Here is a 24,532-nt window from a genome sequence, read left to right as displayed (position 1 = left end):
GTCGACCGTCGCCGGGGACGGATATCAAAGCAACGCGAGCGCGAACACGAGGTAGGTGAGGACGAGTAGCCCGGTGGCGTGCTTGACGCCGTCGGCGATGCCCCCTTCCGCGAGTTGCCCGGCGATGAGGCCGGAACAGACGGCCTGCACGGTCGAGAGGTGGAAGAAGAGGAGTTCGTACGCGTCGGTGTTCACTTCGCTGCCGGTGAACGCGCCCGTGATACCCGTACCGACATCGGGTGTACTCCCGGTGGCTGCCGTCCCGCCGGCGTCTTGCACCGCGGGGATGAACGCCACGGTCAGCGCGGCGATGATGCCGAGGAAGACGAACACGGAGATGTAGATGACGAGGATGTAGGTGAGCATCTCCTGTCGGCGCTGCCGTCGGAGGCGCCGGGTCTCTTGGGCTTCGTCGGCGGCGATGCGGAGAACGGGTGCGATGTCGCCGCTCGCACTCATGGCGTTGGTGATCAACGTGACTGCCTGCGCGACCATCCGGACGCGCGTCCGCGCGGCGAACCGCCGGAGTGCGGTGCTCACGTCCGCTCCCCAGCGCACGTCCTTCGAGATGCGGTCTACTTCCCCTTCCAGTCCGCCGAGGTCGGTGTCGGCCACTCGTCGGAGGCTCTCGACGACGCTCATGCCCGCCTCGTTGACGCTCGCCAGACGGTCGAGGAAGTCGGGCACCGCCCGTTCGATGGCGCGCACGCGCCGTTTGTGCACCTCGTGCAGGACGGCGAAGACGGTCATGACGAAGATGGTGGCTTCGATAGTCGGAGCGTCGAGCGTCTGGAGCGCCGACGGGCCGAGTGGGATCGGGACGGATCGGTAGAGCGCCCACCCCACACCGAGTGGGACGGTGACGACGAAGCTGATCCACGGCCGTTCGAGGACGCTCCGGAGCGGTTCCCGCATCCACCGGCGGAGTTCCCGCAGGCGGTCGTAGGCGGCGAGACGCTCGGCGTTCCGTCGCCACGAGGCATCGGTGCCGGCGCCGATGACCGTGCCGCCGTCAGACCGGGCGACGGCCGTCGAGTGGCCGTCGTCGTCGCCCCCGCTTCGGCCGGCTACGTCGAGCGCGCTCGCGGCGTCGCGGCTGACGTCCGTCAGCGCCGTATCGCTCTGAGTCAAGCTGTCGATGTAGACGACGAACCCGGCACTGGCGAGCGGGATGCCGAGGTAGCCGACGATCCGGACGATGGTGATCGTGTCCTCGATGACGAGCCCGATGACGACGAGGACGGTGATGAAAAAGAGCGGGCCGGCGACGAGGACGGTGACGTACACCTCCGCGAGCGTCGAGACGAGTTCGAGATACTGCTCCTGCTGGGCCTCCGCTTCCTCCTGATAGCGCTCGTACTGGTCGCGGAGGAACGAGGAGAGGTTGCGTCCGCTCCCGAGGACGCTCGCGAGGTTGTCGGAGAACTCCGCCAGCCCGTCGCTGGGCGTCCGATCGGCGGTCCGCCGGATCGCGGTCAGGATGTCCGTCGAGAACGTGTCCATGTCGCGGACGGCGACCCCGACCTCCCGGGCCGCTTCCCCGTAGATGTCCTCGTTGCGGGCGAGCGTATCCAGCACCTTCGGGAACGGCATGCCACTCCGGGAGAGCGCGTAGACGAACGCGATCGTCCGCGGGAGCGTCGCCTCGATTTCGCTCGCGCGAGCGTTCGCCAACTGGTCGAGATACGTCCACCGCGCCCAGTAGACGCCGAGTGCGAGAGTCGTCCCCACGGTCGCGCCGAAAAAGAGGAAGAGGACGAACAGGCCGAGCAGCGTCAGATCCTGCAGGCGGGTGAGTCCAGCGAGAAAGGAGAGCGCCGGGGGGACGACTTCGAGGATCGACGCCCGGCTGATAGAGAAGAGATCGACCAGCCACGTCGCCACGTAGACGCCGAGGATGGCGCCGATGACGCCCGAGAGGCCGCTGATCAGCAGCGTCCGCGAGGCGAACACGCGGTGGGTCGTGCCGATGTGGGTCGCTCGCAGGCGCTCCTGTTGCCAGTCTCGTCGGGAGCTCCCGACGACGTAGTCGCCGAAGATGGGGACGGCCAGCCGCGAGACGAGCAGGTTCGCGCGGCGGCTGACCGGGATGAGGAGTATCGGGAGCGCGAGGACGACCACCAGCAGGAGGGGTAGCAGGGGTCCGATCACGGTCCGGCTCCGTCGTCAACGTACTCGATGCGTTCGAGGACGCGCTCCGGATCGGCGTAGTACTCGTTGACGAGGGCGGTGAACTGTCGGTAATCGGTGATGCCGCGGTCCTGCAAGGCCGTCAGGAATCGCCGCCGGTTCCGGAGTTCCTCCAGCAGTTCGGTGCGCGTCCAGCCGCGGTCGTCCTGAATCTCGTCGAGGAGGGAGCTGTCCTGCTTGTCGAAGGTGTCGGTGTCGGCGTCCCAGGTGAAGGCGTTGGAGTAGTCGAGTTCACCCGTCCGCTGGTCGATGCCGCCGACCTCGCTGATCGCGCTCGACCGGCGCACCCGTTCGCCGTCGAGGCGGGTGAGCCGCTGGATCGAGAGGAGGTCGAGCGACTGGATCATCGCCCGCGGCACGTTGATCGGTTCGTTCTCGAGCCGGTTGATCACCGTCTCGATGCTGTCGGCGTGCATCGTCGAGAACGTGGTGTGGCCGGTGTTCATCGCCTGGAACAGGGTGACGGCCTCGTCGCCGCGCACCTCGCCGACGATGATGTACTCCGGCCGGTGACGGAGCGCCGACCGCAACAGGTCGTACATGTCGATGTCGGCGCCCTCGTGGAGGCGTTCGCGCGTGACACTGGAGAGCCAGTTGTCGTGGTACAGCGAGAGTTCGCGGGTGTCCTCGATGGAGAGGACTTTCGACCGCGGCGGGATGAACATCGACACGGCGTTCATCGAGGTGGTCTTCCCGGAGGCCGTCCCGCCCGCGAAGATGAGAGACTTGTTGTGTTCGATGGCGAGCCACAGGTACGCCATCTGCTCGACGTTGAACGTGCCGTAGTCGATGAGGTCGATGGGGGTGAAGGGTTCGTCGGCGTACTGGCGGATGGTGAAGGCCGACCCGCGTGGTGTCACCTCCTCGCCGAGGGCGAGTTCGATCCGGGAGCCGTCGGGCAGGGTCGTCCCGACGACGGGGTCACCGACGCTGATGTGCCGACCCGACTGCTGGGCCAACCGGACGACGTAGTTGTCGAGTTCTTCCGGGTCCTCGAAGATGATGTTCGTTTCAATATCCGTGTACTCGTCGTGGTAGACGAAGATGGGGAGGTCGTAGCCGTCACACGACACGTCCTCGATGTGTGGGTCGTGCATCAGGGGGTCGATCCGGCCGAACCCGCGAAAGCCCCGGAGCAGATAGTAGAGGAGTTTGTGGAAGGTGTGCATGTCCACGTCGACGCCGTACTCCTCGAGCAGCGATTCGAGTTCGGTCGAGAGGACCGACTCGTCGGCCGCCCCGTCGTCGTCGTCCCGGTAGAGCAAGGGGTCACGGATGTCCGCCAGCACCCGGTCGCGGAGCGTCGCCTCGAACGGGTTCAGATCCGGTTCGACGGCGTGATAGCGGTTCTTGCTCTCCTCGAGGTCGTGCGTGATGACGACGTACGCGAAGGGGGCGTTCACCCAGTAACGATCGAGTTCCTCGTGCCCCGACGGAAGGTCGAACGAGGCGAGTGGGCCGTCCTCGCCCGGTCGGAACGGGCGCACGTCGAGGGTCGATCCCCGGAGCATCTCGTAGGTTCGGACGAGCCGTCGGCGGAGGCCGTCGAACGTCCCATCGGTCCCCGACGCGGCGTCCCCTGACATCGTTCGTCGGCGCTATGCGAGGCGCTAACTTAAACGTGCGCCCGAGGTGATCGTTTCCGATAATCGGACGTGTTCAGCTCCCGTCCTGTAGTTCGTCTCCGATACCGCCGATGAGTGACTGAGCGGCATCCTTCATGTCTCACGCGACGAGTTGTCGGAGCTAATACCTTTGTCTCCAGTATCGGCCACCGGTAACTCGATCCGGATGCGATTGCCACGGGGCTCGTTCTCGTGGAAGGTCAGCGTCCCGCCCGAGCGAGTGACGATCCAGTAGACCAGCCACAGGCCGAGGCCGCTGCCGTGAAACAGGGGCTCGATCTCTTGCCCTCGAACGAGTATCCGCCGCTCCATCTCGGGGATTCGCGGGCCGTCGTCGGCCACCTCGATCCGAACTCGGCCGTCGTCGACGCGCACGGTGACGGTGACCTCGGGTGTCGACTGGTCGCTGTGGACGACCGCGTTCGTGAGGAGTTCCTTCATCGCCGTCTCCATCTGTGGCATCGCGATCACGTCGATATCGGGACCGTCGACCGTGATCGTCGCCTCCGGGTGGGCGTCCCGAACTGTCGCGACCGGGCGACCGAGGAGGGTGTCGACCGGGAGTGCCGTCCGCTCCGGATTCTCGACGAGGATGTCGACGATCTTCCGCTCCTGATCGCCGAGTTTCAGGAGCCGTTCGCACCGCTCGACGATCCGGTCGGCGTCCGCGGCGACCGCCTCGTTCGCCTCGGCGCGGATCGCTTGCGCGCGTCCCTGAATCACGCTCATCTCGTTGCGGAGGTTGTGCCGCAGAACGCGCCCGAGCACCTGGAGATGTCGCTCGCGCTCCTTGCGCTCGGTGATGTCGATCTGGACGGCGACGAACCCCTCGATTTCGTCGCCGTCGCCCTCGGTGATCGGTGCGATGGTCTGTTTGGCGTGATACAGGTCGCCGTTCGCCCGCCGGTTGACGATCTCTTCCTCCCAGCCCTCGCCGGCGCGGATCGTCGCCCACAGTTCCTCGAAGTACTCGTCGGGCATCTCGCCGGAGTCGAGGAGGTTCGGCGTCTCACCGACGGCGTCCAACCGGTCGTATCCCGTGATCTCCGAGAACGCGGGGTTGACGTACTCGATAGTGCCGTCCGTGTCGGTGATGAAGACGGCGTTGCCGGCGGCTTCGACCGCCCGGCTGAACCGCCGTAGCGCCCGTTCTCGACGCTCGATCCGGGTGAGATACTGCTCCAGGGTGTGACTCAGTTCGTTGAACTTCTCGCCGATCCGCTCCCACTCCGGCGCGCCGCCGACGTCGATGGTCGTTCCGTATTCGTGGGCTTCGAGCGCGTCGAAGCCGTCGAGGAGCGGGTCGATCTGCTGGAGGTTCCGCCGGTAGTTCCACCAGCCCACCGCACCGATAGAGCAGAGCACGACGATGAGACTGCCGAACTGGAGGGTCGTCGTCCGCTGGATGGTCGGCCGGATCACCGACCGACTCTCGCGGATGCTCACCGACCACCCGGTCTCCCGTAGCGTCGCGTTCGCGACGGTGAGGTCCGTCTCCGGCGTCGGCGCGCTGTGGTAGATGACGGTCCCGTCGTTGGCGCGGATGGTCACGCCCTTCCTCTCCCCGACCGACGCCGCAATCGACTCGAAGATCACGCCGTCGGAGAGGTGGAACGCCCCGTTGAGCGTGCCGACGATCCGCCCACCCCGTCGGATCGGCGCGCTGATCGTGATGACGTAGTTGCCCGATTCAGCTTCGACGGGCGCGCTCACGTACGTCTCGCCCTGCATCGCCCGCTGGTGGTACGTCCGTTCGCTGAAATCCTGCCCGGTCAGATTCCGGCGACGCTCGGCGGGGAGGCCGGCGGCGATGGCCGTCATCGTCCCGTTCGCGGCGATGACGGACGCGCCGGCGAACGCCGTCTCGTCGACGAAGGAGACCAGCGCGGCCCGTTGGCTGGCGCTACCGTGCCGTGCCACGGCCGGTGTCGTCGTCCAGAGTTCGACGGTCTGTCGATGCCCAGCGAGTCGAGCGTCCAGTTCCGATCGCACCTGATCGGCCGTGTGGCTCACCTCCGACTCGTGGCGGTCCGCGACCGTTCCCTTGTAGAGTTGAAACCCGACGAGGATGGAGCCGGAAAGGACGACGGCGACGGCGACCAGCCCGAGCAGGAAGAGCTGTCGCGTGTTCATCCGTCGGTCGCAGTCGGGCGCTCGACGTCGACCGAAGTAGTCCAGTAACTCGTCACAACCTCACTCGAAAGCCGTAGACGTTTGTGTCTGCCGGGTATTCTCACCGCGTTGTATTTCCGACTCAGAAGCCCTCTCTGCGACGATATCGGCCGTCCCCGTTAGACGAGCAACTGCACGTCCGAGTCGGCCATGTGCTGGAGCGCCGTCGCGGCGCCGACGCCGGCGGTGACGCCGTCGTAGAAGTCGTCCGCGTCGTACTCCATCAGATCCATCGTCATCTGACAGGCCTGCAGGTCGACGCCCTGATCGAGCGACACGTCGATCAGCTCCTCGATGGTCGCCGTGCCGTTGTCGGCGATCCGCTTCTCCATCATCCGGGTCGCCAGTCGGTCCATCCCGGGAAGCGCCGCGAGGGCGTTCGGCATCGGCATGTTCGGATTGCCGACCGCCGACAGCTTCAGCTTCCGCGACTTCTTCTCGTGGAGGACGTCGAGCCCCCAGAACGTGTAGAAGACGACTACGTCCCAGCCGAACGCGGCGGCCGTACTCGCGAGGATCAGGGGCGGGTACGCCATGTCGAACGACCCCTGTGTCGCGACGATCGTCATCTTCTTCGGGCCGTCGTCGTCGGCTGCGGCTTCGAGGCTCTCGACCCGGTCGCGCAACGTCTCGACCTGTTCCTGCAGGTCCTCGCGCGTGGGCCCGTCGCCCGCCGTCGGTGCGCTGTCGGTGCTCATTCGCCCGTCTTCCGCAGGTAGTGTTTGTACACGTCGCCCCCGTCGACCTGCTCGAGTAGTTCGACGCCGTCGGTGCTCGAAGCCCAGCCGTCGATGTCGCTCATACTGCCGGCGTCCGTCGCCAGCACTTCGAGCACGTCACCCACGTCGAGGTCGCCGACCGCCTCGCTCGTCTTGATGACTGGCATCGGACACGATGCACCCTTCACGTCGAGCGTCTCCGCGATATCGAATTCGGTGTTCATGGTGATCTACTCCGTGGTATGTATTGGAGCTAACGCACAATACCCTCCCCGAGGTTAAAAGAATAGCGGTTCTTGTGAAACACTCTAACTGGTGGTTTATGATGCAGTGTAGATGCGCGTTTTGAGGCGGTGATACGGCTGTTCTGGATTGGTAGTATTGTGTATAGTGGGAATTACTATACAAACATTTATGTGCGTCGCTCGGGTAGGTTGGGGTGACACATGGATCCTGAAGACTTCCCGACTCTGGACATCGACGTGGAGACCGTCGACCCGGAGGCGCTGTACCGGCGCATCGAGAACGGCGAGGCGATCACGCTTCTCGACGTGCGCATGGCGTCGGAGTACGACAAGTGGCACATCGAGGGCGAGAACGTCGAGTCGATCAACGTCCCGTACTTCGAGTTCCTCGAGGACGAGGTCGACGACGAGACGCTCGATCGGATTCCCGACGACCGCCCGGTCACGATCGTCTGTGCGAAGGGCGGCGCCAGCCAGTTCGTCGGCGGCAAACTCGCCGAACGCGGCTACGACGTCGACAACCTCGACGGCGGGATGAACGCCTGGGCGCGCATCTACGAGGCCGTCGAAGTGACCGGCTACGACGGTGCCGGCACCCTCTGGCAGTACCAGCGCCCGTCCTCGGGTTGTCTCGGGTACCTCCTCGTCGACGGCGACGAGGCCGCGGTGATCGACCCGCTTCGCGCCTTCACCGACCGCTACCTCGACGACGCCGCGGCGCAGGGGGCGGACCTCGTCTACGCCCTCGATACGCACATCCACGCGGATCACATCTCGGGCGTGCGCGAACTCGCCGACGCGGGTGTCGAGGGCGTTCTTCCTGCCCCGGCCGCCGACCGCGGTGTGACCTACACCGACGCGGTGACGCTCGCCGACGACGGCGACCAGTTCCCGGTCGGCGACGCGACCATCGAGGCCGTCTACACGCCCGGCCACACGACGGGCATGACCTCGTATCTCGTCGACGAGTCGTTCCTCGCCACCGGTGACGGCCTCTTCGTCGAGAGCGTCGCCCGGCCGGACCTCGAAGACGGGGCCGACGGCGCGCCCGACGCCGCGCGGATGCTCTACGAGTCGCTGCAGGAGCGGGTGCTCACGCTCCCCGACGACACGCTCGTCGGCGGGTCGCACGCCAGCGACGCCGCCGTTCCTGCGGACGACGGCACCTACACCGCGCCGCTCGGCGACCTCGTGGAACGGATGGACGCGCTCACGATGGACGCGGACGAATTCGTCGACCTGATCCTCTCGGATATGCCCCCGCGACCGGCGAACTACGAGGAGATCATCGCCACGAACCTCGGTCGGAACGACGTGGACGACGAGGACGCCTTCGAACTCGAACTCGGCCCCAACAACTGCGCGGCGAGTCAGGGCTCGCTCGCCGGTGACTGATGCCGGGTGATCCCGTCTCGCTGACGCTGGTGGCCGACCTCTTCCCGAACGGGGTCGCCCGGTACGCCATCGGCGGCCTCCTCGTCGGTCTCGGCGCCGCCGTCATCTACCTCGGCACCGGCATCAGCGCCGGCGCGAGCACGTTCCTCGAATCGACGCTGTCGTACGTCTCCGGGGTCTCTCGGTTCCAGCGGTACGTCGCCTCGCGCGACTGGCGTCTCGTCTTCACGCTCGGCATCGTCCTCGGTGCCGGCGTCTACGCCGTCGTCTTCCAGGGTGGGCCGTGGTCGACCGACGTGGGATGGTGGCGACTCCTGCTCGGCGGCGTCTTCGTCGGTATCGGCACTCGTATCGGCAAGGGCTGTACGTCGGGCCACGGCATCTGTGGCGTCGGCTCGGCGTCGCGTACGTCCATCGCCGGCGTCGTCACGTTCTTGCTCGTCGCCATCGGCACGGCACAACTGGTCGCGGCACTGGGGGTGACGCCGTAATGGCGGATCGTCATCCGCTGTTCATGCCGCTGGTCCTCGTCGGTGGGCTGGTGTTCGGGTTCGGCCTCGCGTACAGCCACATGGCGCGACCCGAAGTCGTGCTGAACTTCCTCCAGTTCGAGGACTTCGGCCTCCTCTTCGTCATGTTCGGCGGTGCGGCCGTCACCGGCCTCGCGTACGCCCTCGGTCCGCGACTGCTCGGCCGCGCGCCGCTCACCGGCGACCGGTTCGAGCGACGCCTGAAACCGTTCGACCGCAACGTCCTCGTCGGCGGCGCCATCTTCGGCGTCGGCTGGGGACTCTCGGGCGTCTGTCCCGGGGCCGCCTACGCCAGTCTCGGCGTCGGCAACGTCGCCATCCTCTGGGCCATCGGCGGCATGTTCCTCGGCGCGTACCTGCAGGGTCGCTGGCGGAGTCGGTCGACGGCGCCCGACGCCACGACGGCTGGCGCCGACTGAGCCACCAGACAGAATTGTGCGATATTCCCAAAAGCGTTAATATGCTCTCGCCGACTACTGATGGTATGCAGAATAGTATGAAGTTCACACGACTATCCGGCGGGGTGGGAGTCGGCCGATGATCGACGTCGCACCCGATACGGCACGGGCCGTCCTCCTCATCGGCGCCGTCCTCGGAGAATCGATTGCGCTCTACATCGGCTACGGCGCGGTAACCGCGGCCGTCGGCGAGAGCGTACGCCGTGCGCTCGGTGGTGAGTAACCGATGGAGCCCACGATGCTCGCGCTCTTCGTCGTCTTCGGCCTCCTCATCGGTATCCTCTTTGGCTTCTTCGGAATGGGGGGCTCGTTCCTCGTCACGCCCGCGCTCCTCGTTATGGGGTATCCCTCCCGCGTCGCCGTCGGGAGCGGTCTCGCGTTCGTCTTCGGGACGAGCGTGATCGGCGCGCTCAGACACCGCGATCACGGCCAGGTCGACTACAAACTCGCCGGCATCATGATCGTCGCCATGACCGTCGGCATCGAGGTCGGCAAGCGCGTCGTCGACACGCTCCACGCGGCGGGGTCGGCCGACCTCGTCATCAGCGTCACGTACGTCGGCCTACTGGCCGCTGTCGGCCTCGTGACGCTCCGCGACGCGTGGTCCGAGGCCGGGTCGGGCGTCGACTTCTCCGAACGCGTGCAGGCGCTCGAGATTCCACCCATGGTCACGCTCCGGGGCGACGTGCGCGTCTCCGCGACGCTCATTGCCGCCCTCGGTCTCGTCGTCGGCATTCTCTCCGGCTTCCTCGGCGTCGGCGGCGGGTTCCTCCTCATGCCCGCGATGATGTACGGACTGGGCGTGCCCGCCGCCATCGCCGTCGGCACCGACATCCTTCAGATCACGCTCTCGGGGGCGTACGGTGCCTTCGTCTACGCGAAAGACGGGCTGGTCGCCCTGCCCGTCGTCGCCACGCTCCTCCTCGGGAGCGCGCTCGGCGCCCGCATCGGCGCCGGCGCCACCAGCCTCGTCGACGACGACGAGATCAAGGGCTACTTCGCCGCGATGCTCCTCGCGGGGAGTCTCGCCGTCGCGACGAAACACGTCGGCTCGGCGTACGGCATCGAGGCGCTGGCGACCGTCTCCGTCGCCCTCATCTTCGGCGCGACGGTTCTCGTCAGCGGCGCCGTCGTTCTCGCGGCCGTCTGCCGCCTCCGCGACGGCCACGGCGACACCTGGTGTCGATTGCTCACGTCGTAGCCAACGCGCAGGCAGTTGTGCAATATTCACACAAGTCTTTTAACCGGGTAGTACCTACATAATACCGATACAATGCCGGATTCGATGTCCGAACAACTCCAGCAGGATATGGAGTGCGAGGGGCTCCTCGAGTGTTTCCACGGTCTCAAGCAGTTGGACCGGAAGTGTTTCCAGGCGCTCGTCGACACCGACGAACCGCTGACCGTCGACGAAATCGCCGCCGCGGTCGACCGCGAGCGATCGACGGCCTACCGGGCCGTCCAGCGTCTGCTTCAGACGGGGTTCATCACCAAAGAGCAGGTCAACTACGACCAGGGTGGCTACTACCACGTCTACTCGCCAACCGACCCCTCGAAGATCGCCGACGACCTGCAGCGCATGCTCAACGACTGGTACGCCAAGATGGGGCAGCTCATCCAGGAGTTCGAGAACAAGTACGAGGGCGCCGAGACGACCCAGCCCGTCGAAGGCTGATCGGGCCAACGCCCCACTAGTTCACCGACGGCGTCGACTCGGCGGCACCGACGGGAGTAACCAGCCAAAGGTTTAAATAACAGGTTCGCCACGACACTTATAATGGAACGTCCGAGCCGCCAACGTCAGCGGAGCCAAGAAACGGAACAGGAAGCGGACGAATCCGTTGACTGCCCCGAATGCGGGTCAGATAACATCGTCACGGACGCGGATCAGGGGGAACTCGTCTGTGACGACTGCGGACTGGTCATCGACGAACGGCAGATCGACCGTGGACCGGAGTGGCGGGCGTTCAATCACTCCGAGCGGCAGAGCAAGTCCCGCGTCGGCGCGCCGATCACCGAGACGATGCACGACCGCGGGTTGACGACGACGATCGACTGGAAGGACAAGGACGCCTACGGTCGCTCGCTCTCCTCCGAGAAACGCTCGCAGATGCATCGTCTGCGCAAGTGGCAAGAGCGCATCCGGACGAAGGACGCGGGCGAGCGCAACCTCCAGTTCGCCCTGTCCGAAATCGACCGAATGGCGTCCGCGCTCGGCGTCCCGCGTTCCGTCCGCGAAGTCGCCTCCGTCATCTATCGACGCGCGCTCAACGAGGACCTGATTCGTGGCCGCTCCATCGAGGGCGTCGCCACCGCCGCCCTCTACGCCGCCTGCCGACAGGAGGGGATTCCCCGCTCGCTCGACGAGGTAGCCGAAGTCTCCCGCGTCCCGCAGAAGGAGATCGGTCGGACGTATCGCTACATCTCGCAGGAACTCGGTCTCGAACTCAAACCCGTCGACCCCAAGCAGTTCGTGCCCCGCTTCGCCTCCGCCCTCGACCTCAGCGAGGAGGTCCAGGCCAAGGCGACGGAGATCATCGACGTATCGGCGGAACAGGGCCTCCTCTCGGGCAAGTCGCCCACCGGCTTCGCCGCCGCGGCCATCTACGCCGCGTCCCTCCTCTGCAACGAGAAGAAGACCCAGCGCGAGGTGGCGGACGTGGCGCAGGTGACCGAGGTTACCATCCGTAACCGCTATCAGGAACAGATCGAAGCGATGGGCTTCCGCTAACGAACGAACACCACGACTTCTCGGTTCCAGAGCGACAGGCGGTACGTACTCGCTTCGTAGCCCTCCAGTTGCGCCGACAGCGTCGAGCGCTGGCTGGCGTCCGCGACGACCACCGGCGGGAGCGACTCCATCCGCGCCAGTCCCGACGTGTCGCGCACGCCACCCGTCTCCGCGCCCATCCGTTCGAGATACCACGGGAGCGGGAGTCGGTTCCCCCACGCGTCGCTCGCGGGTGGGGAGTCGGGGTCGTCGTCGTAGTTCGCCACGAACGTCGGCCCGTAGAAGAGTACGTCGACGCCCTCGTTGCCCGTGATGGCCGCCGACACGTCGGTCACGAAGGGGTCGAGGTCGTCACCCGGCTGGGCGTGATGCACTAGCGGATTCTCGGACGTCGTCGGCCCGTAGGCCGTTCCCATCACCGCGACGCCGAGCTGTCCTGCCACTGCGAGCGCGATCAGCGCCGCCACCGCGACGCCCACTGCGTCGTCCCGGGACAGGGACGCCGAGGCGTAGCGGACGAGCAACCCGACCGCCGCCGCCGCGGGGACGACTGCCGGGGCGACGGTGTGGACGCTCAGCCACGCCGCGCTCTCCTCGGTGATCATCGGGAAGACGAGGAGGGAGACGCCAGCCCAGTAGGCGTGGAAGGCGACGACCGGGCGCGTCGCCCCTCGGCCGTACCGGTCGACGAGGAAGCCGACCGCCGCCAGCGCGACGACCACGGCCGACGCCGCGAGCAGCGTCTCCACGTGGGCGCTCAGGTACGGGAGCAACTGGTGTTCGCCACCCTGTCGCCGTCCGACGACGCGCACGCCGTAGAACTTCCGGGCCGTGTCCACGAACGCCGCCCCGATGGTCGCGAGCGACGGCTGGATCGACCCGCCCGTCCGCGGCGCGTAGAAGTACAGGTGAACGAGCAGAAAGACCCCGACGGCGCTGAGTGCGGAACGAGTCGTCCCCCGGAGGCGGCCGACGGCGGTTTCGAGATGCTGGCGGGCGTCCGCCCCCGTGTCGACGAGGCGGCGCTGATCGACGGTGAGCGCCGCGGCCGCCAGCCAGCAGACGAGATAGCCGACGAAAAAGGCCGACGTGGCGGCCGCGAGGCCGAGCGCCGCGGCGCCGACGTACCGGGCGCGGCGGACGGTCGTCGTGTCGTCCGTATCCAGGACGCGAATCGTACAGCCGACGACGACGAGGCCGAACACGGCCAGCGGCAGGTCGCCCCGGAGGAACCGGCTGTAGTAGAGGAGCGCGGGGCTGACGGCCAGCAATCCCGCCATAGCGACCGTCTCGGCGTCGTCGAGGCGGTATCGAGGAGCGGCGTCCCTCGCTGAACCGGACGAAGTCCGGCGAAAGAGCAGGGCGGCAAGCGGCGATAGCCCGCCGATCACGGCGACGACGGCCCGCGCCGTGGCGTCCGTCGTACCGACGAGACCGAAGACGTGCCGTTCGACGACGTAGAGGAAGGGTCCGCCGGCGACGGGACGGTACTCGAAGGCGCCGGTGTCGAGGAATCGGAGGCTCCAGTAGCCGACACGAGCCTCGTCCCAGTGGAAGGGGCGGGCACCGAGGCCGACGAAGCGAGCGGCGAGAGCGAGGGCGGTGACGGCGGCGACGGCGAGGACGACGGCGTCGACGCCGTGCCCCTCGCCGCCGGACGGATCGGCCGCTGACATACCGGCCCATCCGCCGGCGCCCCGGTGAAGCTTTCGATAGCCGTCACCGACCGATACAAATCGGTGGGTACCGGAAGGCCGGTATGGACCTGTTCGGCACCGCGGGCATCCGCGGGAGCGTACGGACCGAGGTGACGCCGGAACTCGCGGTGGCGGTCGGGCAGGCGGTCGGTCGCGACGCTGGTGAGGTAGTCGTCGGCCGCGACGGCCGGACCACGGGCGGGGCGCTCGCGGCCGCCGTCGAGGCCGGCGTCCGCTCCGGCGGCGCCGCCGTCCGCCGCGTCGGTGTCGTGCCCACGCCAGCGCTCGCATTCGCCTCGCGCGGGCGATACGGCGTGATGCTCACCGCCTCGCACAACCCGCCCGGTGACAACGGCATCAAGTGTTTCGTCGACGGCGTCGAGTACGACCGGGACCGGGAGCGCGTGATCGAGGAGCGCGTGGCCGCCGATCACGACCCCGTCGCGTGGGACGTGTGGGGCGACGGCCACGAGGAATCGGTGCTCGACGCCTACCGCGCCGCCGTCGTCGACTACGCGCGCGGATACGGCGCGCCGCTCGACGACCTGTCGGTCGCCGTCGACTGCGGCAACGGCGTCGGCGCACTCGCTACCCCCGCGGTCCTCCGCGACCTCGGAGCGACCGTCGAGACGCTGGAGGGCAACGTCGACGGCCACTTCCCCGGCCGCGAGAGCAAGCCGACGCCTGAATCGCTCACCACGCTCCGCCGGTTCGTCGCCGACGGCGACGTCGCCTTCGGTATCGGGCACGACGGCGACGCCGACCGGATCGTGATCGTCGACGGCAGCGGAGAGGTCGTTCACGAGGACACCGTCCTCGCCATCGTCGCGGAGCGATACGTCCGCGCGAGCGACGCGGCCGATCCGGTGGTCGTGACGACGCCCAACGCCTCCGCTCGAATCGACGAGCGCGTTACGGCGGCGGGCGGGCGCGTCGAACGCGTCCGCCTCGGCGCGCTCCACGAAGGGATCGCAGCGGTGCGGAAGGAGGGAGGAACGGTCGTCTTCGCGGCCGAGCCGTGGAAACACATCCACCCCGCCTTCGGCGGGTGGATCGACGCCGTCGCCAGCGCGGCCGTCTTCGCGCGCCACGTCGCCGCGGAGGGGATCGACGGCCTCCGCGCGCCCGTCACGGAACGGCCGTATCGGAAGGTGAGCGTCCCCTGTCCCGATCCGGCGAAGGCGGACGCGATGGAGCGACTGCGGACGACGCTTCCCGAGGCGTTCCCCGAGGCGAGCGTCGACACCGCCCACGGGGTGCGGCTCGAACGCCCGGACGGCTCGTGGCTGCTCGTCCGGCCGAGCGGCACCGAGCCCTACGTCCGCCTCTACGCCGAGAGCGAGTCGGTCGACGACCTCGTGACGGAGGCGCGGGCCGTGATCGAGCGAGCGGTCGAGGGGGCGTCGTAGGCCGTCTTCCGACAGTTCCGAGTCGATCCCGGTTCCGTCGCCTCGCGCCCGACGAAACGGGAATAAAGAGTTTTCCCACCGGGGGCGCGACACCCTGTCAATGACTACCCACGAGTACGACGTCGTCGTCGTCGGGGCGGGGACCGCCGGGTGTTACGCCGCGGCCACGGCCGCCCGCGCCGGCCTCGACGTCGTCGTCGTCGAGCGGAAAGACGAGTCGGAGGCGGGCCACATCGCGTGTGGCGACGCGCTGAAAGGCGCCGACGCTTTCCCCGACTCCATTCCGAAGTCACAGATCCAGTCCTCGTTCACCAACACCGGCGTCGACCACGGCCGATTCGAACTCCCACAGCACGACACGGTGCTCGATATCCCGATTCCGGGCGAACTCGCCGTCATCGACCGCTGGGAGTACGGCCGTCGCATCATCGAGGGCGCGTCGACCGCTGGTGCCGAATTCCACTACGACACGGTCGTTCAGGCCGTGTTACAGGACGGTGCGCGCGTCACCGGCGTCCGCGGCATCCGGAAGGGTGACCCCGTCACCTACGAGGCGGACGTGACCGTCGACGCCGCCGGCGCCCTCTCCATCCTGCAGGACAAGGTCGACTTCGAGAACGCCACCTTCGACACCAACGTCTCCTACTCGCAGTTCTGTTCCGCCTACCGCGAAATCGTCGAGGTGCCCGAGGAAGTCGAGTGGGACGACGCCCTCGTGTTCAAGCCGACCCAGCGCGCCGCGGGCTACCTCTGGTACTTCCCGCGGACGAGCACGACCATCAACGCCGGCCTCGGCTTCCAGATGACCGAGGAGCCGATGAAACTGGTCGAAGACCTGCGCCGTGACCTCCAGAATCGGCCCGAGTTCCGGGGCGCGAAGGTGAAAGACAAACTCGGCGCCGCCCTCCCCACTCGCCGTCCCTACGACTCGGCCGTCGCGCCGGGCTTCGTCGCCGTCGGCGACGCCGCCGGGCACGTCAACCCGACCACCGGCGGCGGCATCGCGGGCGCTGCCTACGCCGGCACCTACGCCGCCGAGGCCATCGTCGACGCCATCTCCGGCGATGGGCCGACGGAGGCCGCGCTCTGGGAGTACAACGAGCGCGTCATGGACCACTTCGGCGGCCGCTACGCCGGCCTCGACGTGTACAACGTCCTCTCCACCGCCGTCGACGTGGACGACCTGATGGGCCTGCTCGCCGCCCTCCCCGGCGAGAAACTGGCCGAGGCGCTCTACTCCGGGTCCACCTCGATGAGTTTCGGCCTGAAACTCAAGAGCGCGGTCAAGAGCTTCGGCTACTGGGGCACCATCCTCGATTTCTACCGGACGAAGCAGTTGGCGGAGGAACTGATCGATCGATACGAGGCGTACCCGTCCGATCCGTCCGGGCTCGCGGCGTGGCAGGAGAACCGTGATTCGCTGATGGAGCGGGTGTACGAGACGACGGGCGCGGAGCCGAAGTACTAGCCGCCGGCTCCGGCCACTCCGGTCGATGGCCCGCGACGAGGATCGGAGACAACGTTACATACGTGTGAATTCTTTGTCAAGTATGCATCCGACGCGACGACGATGGCTCCGCCGTATCGGCGGTCCCGCATTCCTGATCGGTCTCGCCGGTTGCGCTGGTGGGAGCAACGGCGACGGCGACGGCGACGGCGGCGGCGAGGACTCGGCGACCCCGACGGAGTCGAGTAGCGAACCGCCCCCGGACACGAACGGGATCGGTTCCTGTAGCGATAGTGCAAGCGGCACCCGACCCGCGGGGACCGGCGGTCCGGGTGTGACGCTCGTCGCCGTCGACGACTGCCCGGCCCTCCCGGTTCAGCCGGCCATCGAAGTCGTCCGCGAAGCCGCGACACCGGAGCAGCCGCCGGGGCTCCGAACGGTGCTCACGAGCACGGCCGACGAGCCGATTCGTGTCGGCGAGGGCCGGGCGGTCCACTTCGAGTACGTGATGGACGACGCGGGCGAACTCGTGCTCCTGCCGGGCGGGGGCGAGTACCCCGCGGACCCCGACTGCTGGCGGCTGCACGAGGGCATCGCCACGACCGAGGAGTACCGGACGTTCGAGATCGAGGCCGGCGGGTCGAGCGCCCGTCCGGTCGACCTCTACGCGACGCCGGACGGAGATGCCTGTCTCCCCGTCGGCGAGTACCGCTTCGAGACGACCATCTCCGTCGTCTCCGAGGCGGCCGAACCGGAGTCGTCGGAACGGTGGGGGTTCTCGATCCTGCTGGAGTGACCGTCGGTCACACCGCCTCCCGCCCCAACCGTTCGATCGTCCCGCTGAACACGTCGATAGCGATGCGAATCGTCTCCTCGTCCACGTCGAACGTGGGCGAGTGGTGGCCGCCGGGATGGTCGGTGCCCACGCAGACGAACGAGGCGAGGCCGCCCCGATCTTGGACGTGTTGCATGAGGTAGGTGGCGTCCTCGCTCCCGCCGAGGTCGTCGCTGTCGAGGATGGAGTCGACGCCAGCCGTCTCGCCAGCCACCTCCGCGACGATGCCGGCGAGTTCGTCGTCGCTCTCGCCGCCCGGCGCGCGGCCCCCGTACTCCACCTCGACCTCGCAGTCGTGCATCTCCGCGGCCGACTGGAGGATACGCTGGGCGTGATCGTCCATGTAGTCCCGCAACTCGGTCGTCTCGCCGCGCACCTCGCCCTCGATGAAGGCGTCCTCGGGGACGATGTTCGAGGCGGTGCCGCCGCCGACGAGGCCGGCGTTCACGCGGGTGGCACCCTCGTCGTGCCGCGGAATGGAGTAGAGGTTCTGGATGGCCGTCGCCATCGCCTGCACCGCGTTGCGGCCGCGTTCGGGGTGGCCGCCGGCGTGGGCGGAGGCGCCCGAAAAGTCGGCGCGGAAGTGCTGCTGTGCGAGGAAGCCGTCGACGCCCGCCACCACCTCGCCGGTGGGATGGTCGAGGCCGACGTGGAGCGCGAGGAAGTACTCCACGTCGTCCAGATGGCCCCCTTCGGCCATCGGTTCGCCGCCCGAGACGATCTCCTCGCTCGGCTGGAAGAACACTTTGAGCGTGCCCGAGAAGTCGCTCTCGGCGATGGCGTCGATGACGCCGACGCCGACGGTGGCGTGGGCGTCGTGGCCGCAGGCGTGCATGAAGCCCTCGTTCTCGGAGCGGAAGCCCTCGCGTGCGGGTTCGTGATCCCCGTCGTCGGCCTCGGTGATCGGGAGAGCGTCGATGTCGACCCGGAGGCCGACGGTCGGCCCCTCACCCCTCCGGAGGACGGCGACGAGGCCGGTGTAGCCGCCCGCCAGTCGGTCGACCACGTCCTCGCGGGCACCGGCGTCGACCGCTCGCCGTGCCCAGTCGTCGAGTTCGTCGTCGTCGGGGACGCCCCGGCGCTCCTCGGCCAGTACTTCGGGCCCGACGTAGAGTTCGTCGAGTGGTCGCGTCTCCAGTTCGTCGACGAGGCGGGCGGTGGTGTAGAACTCCCGCCACGCGGGTTCGGGGTGGCGGTGGAGGTCGCGTCGCAGGTCGATCAGGTCGTCGGTCGTGCTCATGCCCCACCAACAGGCGGCGGGTGGCATAAGTTGTCGCCCCGGTATTGCGGAGACATTCCGCGCCATTTTACTCGGTCCACGGGAGAGTCCTCGTCCTCCTCATCGTCGGCGCGGCGCAGGTGATGCGCGCCGGCGGCGGCTTCGCCGCCATCGAGGAGTGGCTACTGGAGCACGTCGCGACGACCGTCCGCCGCGCGGAGACGACGATGGTCATCGGCACCGCCATCGTCAACGCGACGATCACGATCAACACGGCGGCCGAAATCGCCATCGCGCCGTTTATCGGTACGCTCGGCCAGCGGTTCAACATCAACGGCTACCGCCGAGCCAACATCTTGGACGCCAACACGTCCGCGCTCGGCTACATCTTCCCGTGGGGTGGCGGCGTCCTCGCGGGCTACGCGGCGATGATCCAACTCCCCCAGCAGTTCGACTGGTTCACCGAAGCGATGCCCGCCAACCCCGCCGCGGTGTGGCCGTACGTCTTCCACGGCTGGTTCCTCGTCGCCGTCTTCCTCGTCGCGGCGTGGACTGGCTACGGACTGGAGTACGTTCCCGACCGCCAGAGCGAGGAGGTGGCGCGCGTATGAACCTCGGCAAACTGTTTGCGGGATGGACGTTCCGAACGAACCGACTGTCCTACACTGCGGGCGACGAACTCACGGCCTTCGTGACGGGCTACGAGGACGGGGTCGCGCAGGTGCGGATCGGCGATACCATCATCCAACTTCCCGACGCGGAGCGCGGACTGGGCGACCGACTCGTTCGCCTGCGCGTCACCGACTTCGACGCCGAAGAGTCGACGGGGCGGGGCGGGGCGAGTTGCTCGGCGTCGTCGACGAAAACTAGTCCTTCCGGTGCCCCATCGGCTTCTTCCGGTCCACCTCGATTTCGACGTGGACGTGGTCGGGGAAGTCCATGTGGCCGACGCGTCGCGCGACTTCGTCGTTGCCGTGAATCTCCATGCGGCGGGTGTAGGTGGTGTAGTCCCACGCGGGGAACTGATCGCCGGGTGCGAGCGTGCGATACTGCGGGACGGTGAGTCGTTCCGGCGGCGCGGAGTGAGGACCCTTGCACTCGGCGCCCTTGCGTTCCACCATCCGTTTGATATCTGTCACGAGTGATTCCAGGGCGTCCCGGTCGCCGCTCTGGAAGCTGAGTTTGGTGACGAAGGCCATCGTTGTCCGTCCATGCGCGCTCGACACCCAAAAACACACGCGTCCTGGCTCGGCGCTTCCTTCCCTTGAAATCTTTATAAGTTGTGACCGTTTACTGCCGGTAATGACGGTCGAAGCGACCAGTGCTGGAGCCATCCTCTTCCGCGACACCCGCGGCCACCGGGAGTATCTCCTCCTGAAGAGCCGTCCCGGGGACTGGGAGTTCCCGAAAGGCGGGGTCGAAGGCGACGAGGAGCTTCAGCAGACTGCGATCAGAGAAGTGAGCGAAGAGGCTGGCATCGAGGATTTCCGTCTCATCGACGGCTTCCGCGAGGAGTACGACTACGTCTTCGAAGCCGGCGGCAACACCATCCACAAGACGGTCCACCTGTTCATCGCCCGGTCGTTCGAGGCGAGCGCCGAACTCTCGAACGAACACCGCGACCTCCAGTGGCGCGACTACGAGCAGGCGATCAACACGATTACGCAGGACGGTCCCCGCGAAATCCTCGAACAGGCCCACGACTATCTCGACGAACTCGCCACCGAGGCCGACGCCGGCGAGGAGCGGACCTATCTCGGCTAGGCAGTGATACGGGTAGTCGTACCGGTGTACCGCTGGCTCGCCGAAACACCGTGGCGAAGCCGCGGTACTGACGTACGACTACCCGTATGAGCTATCCCGGCGACGCCGAGTTCGGCTTCGAACTCGTCACCTGCCGGTGGGCCGAACACGCGTGGCCACCCGACCGCGACGCCGACGCTATCCCCGTCGTCGCCCGGCAACTCGGTACTCAGCGGCGGCGCTGGGACACCGTCGTCGTCGAGGCCGATCCCACCGCCCTCGCTGCCCGCGCCGCCTTCGGTAACCGAGCGCTCGACTCCGACCTCCTCCACGTCGTCCGCAACGCACCCGCCGAGTGGGCGTGGTACCGCGACGCGCTCCCGCACCCCGGCTATCCGTGGCGGTACGTCCGCGCGGCGATTCATCGCGCCGACGCTCGCGGCGTCGTCGAGACGCGCCGGGACGGGAATCGAATCGAGATTCGGCAGATTGCGCCGTACCCCGACTGGGTGCGCCGGATCGTCGCCATCGAGAACAAACCCGATCTGGACGCCAGCGCGGCGCGAGCGCTCGCGGACCAACTCGAACACGACGTGGCGACGGCGCTGGCCGACGAGGTGTGGGTCGCCACCGCCGCCACGGGCGCGACGGTCGAACCTGCCCTGCTGGAAGACCTGCCGGTCGAGGCGGGGGTGTTAGCGCTGGATTTCGACGGTGACCCCGAGGCGACCGTCGCGTGGCACCCCGCGACGCTCGATCCGACGGCCGACACGTCCCTCTCCGCGAGCGAGAAGGCCGACAAACGCCTCGAAATCGCGGAGCGGGCCTACGGCGACGGCTGGCGATCCTACGTCGAGACGATGCGCCCCGACTGCCGGTGGTTCGAACTCCGCGAGCGTGCCGGCGCGTTCGTCCCGTGGTGTGCCGCGAAGGAGCGCCACCCAACGGCCGCCGAGTGTTCGGGGTCGTGTCCCGAATTCCAGCCCGAACCACCCGCGTGGCGCACGAAGGGGTGGCCCATCGAGGGCGGACCCGGAAAAGGGATTCAGCGATTGCTGGCTGATCGACGGCGGCGACGGCGCTAGACGACTTCGACCGTCACGTCGTCGCGCTCGACCGCGAGTCTGAACGTCGGGACCGTGCGGTACTCCACCTCGACGACGCCCTTGCGCCGGAGGCTCTGGAGCGCTTCCCGCACGTCGTCCACCTCGGGGTCGGCGTCGAACGCCTCGCGGACCTTCTGGAGGACGCTCACGACGCTCTCGGAGCGTTCGTCGGGGCCTGCCACCACTTCGAACACCTGCGCCTCCAGTTCGGGGACGCGGATGACCTCCACCCCATCTTCGTCGCCCTCGACGCCGGGATCGACGCCGGTGAGTTCGGCCGCCTCCGGCGTCGCGCAGATGTAGCTGTTCTCGTTGCGGTAGTAGTAGTCGCTCAGGTGCTCCTCCAGATAGCTGTGGACCTCGCTGCCGCTCTCCATCCCCCACCGCTCCTGAAGTTCCTTGTTCTTCGTCGGCTGGAGGCGGACCACGTCCGCCAGCCGCTCGCGTTCCGCTGCCGACAGTGTCATCGGCCGGCGGTTCGGGCGTCCCCCATATCGGTGTTCCGTTCCTCATTCTCGTCGACGAACCGCGCCCAGAGCACGAGTATCGACGGGAGGATGATGATCGAGGTGAGGTACGCGTACAGCACGCTGAGGGCGATCAGGATACCGAAGACGCCGACGGCGGGGTTGAGCGCGAGCGCGAGGACGCCGACGCCGAACACCGTCGTCAGCATGCTCCCGGTCAGCGCTCCGCCGGTCCCGACGACCGTCCGTCGCAGGGCGGGGTACAGGTCCCGCTCCGCGTACTCGTCGACGAACCGGTGGACGACGTGGACCGAGTAGTCGATGCCGAGACCGACCGCGATAGCGAGAATCGTCCCGTTGATCGCGTTGAACTTGATCCCGAAGAGCCGCATCGACGCGACGAGCGCGACGACGGTGACGAGAATCGGGATAACGTTGGCGATGCCGAGCGAAGGCCGGCCCTCGACGATCCAGTAGATCAGGATCAGGAACAGCGACGCGCCGACGAGCGTCAGGACGAGGCTCTGGATCACCGTCTCCAGCACGAGCGCCAGCGCCTCGTCGAAGATGACGGAGTTCCCCGTCGGCTGGGCGCGGTATCGCAGGTCGCCCGCCACGCGGTACGCGTCGTCGGTGATCGCGTCGTCCGCTTCGTCGCCGTCGACCGTGTAGACGACGAGCGCGCTCCGTCGCTCCTCGCTCAGGAGTTCGGCGACCCGATCCTCACCGGCCGACTCCTCCAGCGCCGCGTACACCTGCGGCAGGTCGTCGTCGGGGATGCCGTTGTCGTTGCGGTCGTTGCGCTCGACGACGCGCTGGAACTCCGAGTCGTTCCGCGCGTGCGACCGAATCAGCGTCACGATGCTCCGTGACTCGGCGTGCCATCCCTCGCGCACGAACGTCGGTGGAGGGTCGTTCCCTGCCTGGTGGAGCCGTTCGAGCGCCGTGTCCTGTCGCATCGGTCCCTCGACGTACATCAACACCTGCCCCTCCTGCTCGAAGTTCTCGTCCCGGAAATTGTCGATTTTCACGTACTCGAACTCCGCCGGCGGGCGGATCGGCTCGGGGAGATACTGGAGATACTCGGGCGTCTCGGCGGCGGGCTGGAAGTCGTCCGGACTGAAGCCGGTCTCGACGCCGGTCGCGTAGACGCCGGCGCCGGCCGTCGAGAGGACGACGAGGAGGACGAACAGCGTGGGCGCCCGTTCCGCGATGGTGACGCCGCCGCTGAGCGCCCGCCCCAGCGGCGACGACTCCGACCCGAACGGCGTCTGCGTGATCGTCGGAATCGGATACGTCTCCCGGAGCCGATCCACGGACACCTTCGTCGCCGGGACGAAGATGCCGAAAATGAGGAACGTGAACACGATACCAGCCGCCGCGGTGACGCCGAAATCGCGCGTCGGCGGGAAGGCGCTGATCACGTTCGACAAGAAGCCGATGGCGGACGTGCCCATCACGATGAAGAAGGCGACGCTCACCTGATCGGTCGTCAGCCGCATCGACTCCGAGACACCCGTTCCCTTGACGCGCTCCTCCCGATAGCGGTTGATCGCGTGGATACCGAAGTCGATGCCCACCGCGATGAGGATGGGCGGCACGGCGATCAGCAGGACGGCAAAGGGGATGCCGACGAGGCCGATGAATCCGAACGTCCAGATCAGCGTCATAATGATCCCGGCGAGGCCGATCAGGAGGTCGACGAGGTCACGGTACGCGACGGCCAGCATGATGACGATCAGGACGAGCGCGATGGGCAACACGACAGTCAGCGTCGTGGTCGTCGTGTCCGGCGCCGTCCCGAGGACGCGGATAGTCGATCCGCTCGTCTCGGCCCGGACGATCCGGTCGATCCGCTCTTTCTTGTTCGCGGGGAACTCCGACGCCCCGCCGGGGCCACCCTCGCTGCCAGCACCCGGTCCGGCGCGATGCGTGACCGTCGCCTCCGTGGCCGACGCGGACGCCGACCGCCGGTTGAAATCCGTACTCAGTTGCGAGCGAAAGCTCTCCCGTCGGTCGGCGGCACGGCGCACCGCACGGTCGATTTCGCCCGGCGTCGCTCGCTCGACCGCCCTGATCTGCTCCTCGGTCGTCGTCGCGTCCGGATCGAGGGTCAGCGCGACCGTCTGGGCCGCACTCGACGTATCTTCGACCCGTAATGGATCGCTCTCGGCGACTTGCTCCTGCGTGCGGAGCATATCGAGCAGTGCGGGCTTCGAGAGGACGTTCTGGTCGCTCTGGACGAGCGTCGTGGTCGTGCTGACCTGCGAGAACGTCGCACCGAAATCCCGTTGTACGTCCTCTAACGCCTGAAAGGAGGGCAAATCCTCAATAAACTGTTGCTGGCCGCTCTCGGTCTCGATACTGCCGAGTCCACCACTGAACACGACCGTCGCGAGCAGGAAGACGATGACGACCGTACGCGAATAGTCGACGATGTAGTGGTCGACGCGGTCGATCAGCCACTGATAGTTCATGTCACTCTCGTCGAACGCGGGGACGGGCGTCGACGCCGTCTTTCAGCCCCCGAGATACTTAAAACTA

Annotated in this window: 22 protein-coding genes and 2 pseudogenes; 14 read left to right on the top strand and 10 right to left on the bottom strand. The window is 67.3% G+C overall.

The genetic code is table 11. The features are described 5' to 3' along the window. Window positions 1–24 precede the first annotated feature (24 nt). The 5 genes from DU502_RS11245 to DU502_RS11225 all read right to left on the bottom strand — a co-directional run bounded on the left by DU502_RS11245 (window position 25) and on the right by DU502_RS11225 (window position 6,930). Window positions 25–2,151 carry a type II secretion system F family protein gene (locus DU502_RS11245; protein WP_121919447.1) on the bottom strand — a complete coding sequence of 709 codons (2,127 nt, stop codon included), beginning with the start codon at window positions 2,149–2,151 and terminating at the stop codon, window positions 25–27. After that, window positions 2,148–3,776, bottom strand: a complete 1,629-nt coding sequence (locus DU502_RS11240; protein WP_121919446.1) for a type II/IV secretion system ATPase subunit — start codon at window positions 3,774–3,776, stop codon at window positions 2,148–2,150. Before DU502_RS11240 ends, DU502_RS11245 begins: the two co-directional genes overlap by 4 nt. A gap of 132 nt (window positions 3,777–3,908) precedes the next feature. Continuing rightward, a complete protein-coding gene (locus DU502_RS11235; RefSeq protein WP_121919445.1) occupies window positions 3,909–5,948 on the bottom strand; it encodes a PAS domain S-box protein in 2,040 nt (679 codons plus the stop codon). 158 nt (window positions 5,949–6,106) lie between these two features. Next, window positions 6,107–6,685, bottom strand: a complete 579-nt coding sequence (locus tag DU502_RS11230; protein ID WP_121919444.1) for a DsrE/DsrF/DrsH-like family protein — start codon at window positions 6,683–6,685, stop codon at window positions 6,107–6,109. Beyond that, entirely contained in the window at window positions 6,682–6,930 is a 249-nt protein-coding gene (locus tag DU502_RS11225; protein ID WP_121919443.1) for a sulfurtransferase TusA family protein, read from the bottom strand. Before DU502_RS11225 ends, DU502_RS11230 begins: the two co-directional genes overlap by 4 nt. A 222-nt stretch (window positions 6,931–7,152) precedes the next feature. On the opposite strand from DU502_RS11225, the gene DU502_RS11220 reads away from it, so the two are divergent. The 7 genes from DU502_RS11220 (at window position 7,153) to DU502_RS11195 (ending at window position 12,065) form a co-directional block, all read left to right on the top strand. Beyond that, complete coding sequence (locus tag DU502_RS11220) at window positions 7,153–8,346, top strand: MBL fold metallo-hydrolase (protein ID WP_121919442.1); 1,194 nt, start codon at window positions 7,153–7,155, stop codon at window positions 8,344–8,346. After that, window positions 8,346–8,837 (top strand): YeeE/YedE family protein, encoded by a 492-nt coding sequence (locus DU502_RS11215; RefSeq protein ID WP_121919441.1) that lies wholly within the window; start codon window positions 8,346–8,348, stop codon window positions 8,835–8,837. The genes DU502_RS11220 and DU502_RS11215 overlap by 1 nt, the downstream gene beginning before the upstream one ends. Beyond that, entirely contained in the window at window positions 8,837–9,295 is a 459-nt protein-coding gene (locus DU502_RS11210) for a YeeE/YedE family protein (RefSeq protein ID WP_121919440.1), read from the top strand. Before DU502_RS11215 ends, DU502_RS11210 begins: the two co-directional genes overlap by 1 nt. Before the next feature lie 118 nt (window positions 9,296–9,413). After that, window positions 9,414–9,557 (top strand): DUF7512 family protein, encoded by a 144-nt coding sequence (locus tag DU502_RS18315; protein ID WP_166033671.1) that lies wholly within the window; start codon window positions 9,414–9,416, stop codon window positions 9,555–9,557. A 3-nt stretch (window positions 9,558–9,560) separates the two neighbouring features. Continuing rightward, a complete protein-coding gene (locus DU502_RS11205; RefSeq protein WP_121919439.1) occupies window positions 9,561–10,535 on the top strand; it encodes a sulfite exporter TauE/SafE family protein in 975 nt (324 codons plus the stop codon). Window positions 10,536–10,607: 72 nt separating this feature from the next. After that, window positions 10,608–11,009 (top strand): helix-turn-helix domain-containing protein, encoded by a 402-nt coding sequence (locus tag DU502_RS11200; RefSeq protein WP_121919438.1) that lies wholly within the window; start codon window positions 10,608–10,610, stop codon window positions 11,007–11,009. A 102-nt stretch (window positions 11,010–11,111) separates the two neighbouring features. Next, window positions 11,112–12,065 carry a transcription initiation factor IIB gene (locus DU502_RS11195; protein ID WP_114449882.1) on the top strand — a complete coding sequence of 318 codons (954 nt, stop codon included), beginning with the start codon at window positions 11,112–11,114 and terminating at the stop codon, window positions 12,063–12,065. Here DU502_RS11195 and DU502_RS11190 read toward each other — a convergent pair. Next, the gene (locus DU502_RS11190; RefSeq protein WP_121919437.1) at window positions 12,062–13,741 is read right to left on the bottom strand and encodes a flippase activity-associated protein Agl23; all 1,680 of its coding nucleotides are present in this window, start codon (window positions 13,739–13,741) and stop codon (window positions 12,062–12,064) included. The two genes, DU502_RS11195 and DU502_RS11190, sit on opposite strands and share 4 nt — an antisense overlap. A gap of 83 nt (window positions 13,742–13,824) precedes the next feature. Here DU502_RS11190 and DU502_RS11185 point away from each other — a divergent pair, with 83 nt between their 5' ends. From DU502_RS11185 to DU502_RS11175, 3 genes are all read left to right on the top strand, one after another. Beyond that, window positions 13,825–15,171, top strand: a complete 1,347-nt coding sequence (locus DU502_RS11185; protein WP_121919436.1) for a phosphohexomutase domain-containing protein — start codon at window positions 13,825–13,827, stop codon at window positions 15,169–15,171. Window positions 15,172–15,271: 100 nt separating this feature from the next. After that, complete coding sequence (locus tag DU502_RS11180) at window positions 15,272–16,639, top strand: geranylgeranyl reductase family protein (RefSeq protein ID WP_121919435.1); 1,368 nt, start codon at window positions 15,272–15,274, stop codon at window positions 16,637–16,639. Between the two features lie 82 nt (window positions 16,640–16,721). After that, a complete protein-coding gene (locus tag DU502_RS11175) occupies window positions 16,722–17,414 on the top strand; it encodes a hypothetical protein (protein WP_121919434.1) in 693 nt (230 codons plus the stop codon). A 7-nt stretch (window positions 17,415–17,421) separates the two neighbouring features. On the opposite strand, the gene DU502_RS11170 is transcribed toward DU502_RS11175, so the two are convergent. Beyond that, on the bottom strand, window positions 17,422–18,693 hold the full coding sequence (locus tag DU502_RS11170) for an amidohydrolase (protein WP_121919433.1): 1,272 nt from the start codon (window positions 18,691–18,693) through the stop codon (window positions 17,422–17,424). Between the two features lie 86 nt (window positions 18,694–18,779). Between DU502_RS11170 and DU502_RS11165 the strand changes: the two are divergent. Together DU502_RS11165 and DU502_RS19205 are read left to right on the top strand one after the other, a co-directional pair. Beyond that, window positions 18,780–19,283 (top strand): annotated as a pseudogene (locus tag DU502_RS11165) (Na+/H+ antiporter NhaC family protein); the annotation flags it as partial. Then, window positions 19,280–19,447 (top strand): annotated as a pseudogene (locus DU502_RS19205) (DUF7513 family protein); the annotation flags it as partial. The pseudogenes DU502_RS11165 and DU502_RS19205, both read left to right, overlap by 4 nt. A gap of 91 nt (window positions 19,448–19,538) precedes the next feature. On the opposite strand, the gene DU502_RS11155 reads toward DU502_RS19205, so the two are convergent. Further along, window positions 19,539–19,871, bottom strand: coding sequence for an uS10/mL48 family ribosomal protein (locus DU502_RS11155; RefSeq protein WP_121919431.1), 333 nt, complete (start codon window positions 19,869–19,871; stop codon window positions 19,539–19,541). Between the two features lie 103 nt (window positions 19,872–19,974). On the opposite strand from DU502_RS11155, the gene DU502_RS11150 reads away from it, so the two are divergent. Both DU502_RS11150 and DU502_RS11145 read left to right on the top strand, forming a co-directional pair. Continuing rightward, on the top strand, window positions 19,975–20,436 hold the full coding sequence (locus DU502_RS11150) for a bis(5'-nucleosyl)-tetraphosphatase (protein WP_121919430.1): 462 nt from the start codon (window positions 19,975–19,977) through the stop codon (window positions 20,434–20,436). 86 nt (window positions 20,437–20,522) lie between these two features. Next, window positions 20,523–21,500 (top strand): DUF5787 family protein, encoded by a 978-nt coding sequence (locus DU502_RS11145; protein WP_121919429.1) that lies wholly within the window; start codon window positions 20,523–20,525, stop codon window positions 21,498–21,500. Here DU502_RS11145 and DU502_RS11140 read toward each other — a convergent pair. Both DU502_RS11140 and DU502_RS11135 read right to left on the bottom strand, forming a co-directional pair. After that, window positions 21,497–21,988, bottom strand: coding sequence for a DUF5797 family protein (locus tag DU502_RS11140; RefSeq protein WP_121919428.1), 492 nt, complete (start codon window positions 21,986–21,988; stop codon window positions 21,497–21,499). The genes DU502_RS11145 and DU502_RS11140 overlap by 4 nt on opposite strands. Further along, on the bottom strand, window positions 21,985–24,465 hold the full coding sequence (locus DU502_RS11135) for an efflux RND transporter permease subunit (protein ID WP_121919427.1): 2,481 nt from the start codon (window positions 24,463–24,465) through the stop codon (window positions 21,985–21,987). Before DU502_RS11135 ends, DU502_RS11140 begins: the two co-directional genes overlap by 4 nt. Between the last annotated feature and the right edge of the window lie 67 nt (window positions 24,466–24,532).

Origin of the sequence: Haloplanus aerogenes (assembly GCF_003856835.1) — an archaeon.
In the GTDB taxonomy this organism is placed as follows: Archaea; Halobacteriota; Halobacteria; order Halobacteriales; family Haloferacaceae; genus Haloplanus; species Haloplanus aerogenes.
Note: the sequence above shows the minus strand (reverse complement) of the source record. Positions and strands in the feature narration are given on the sequence as shown.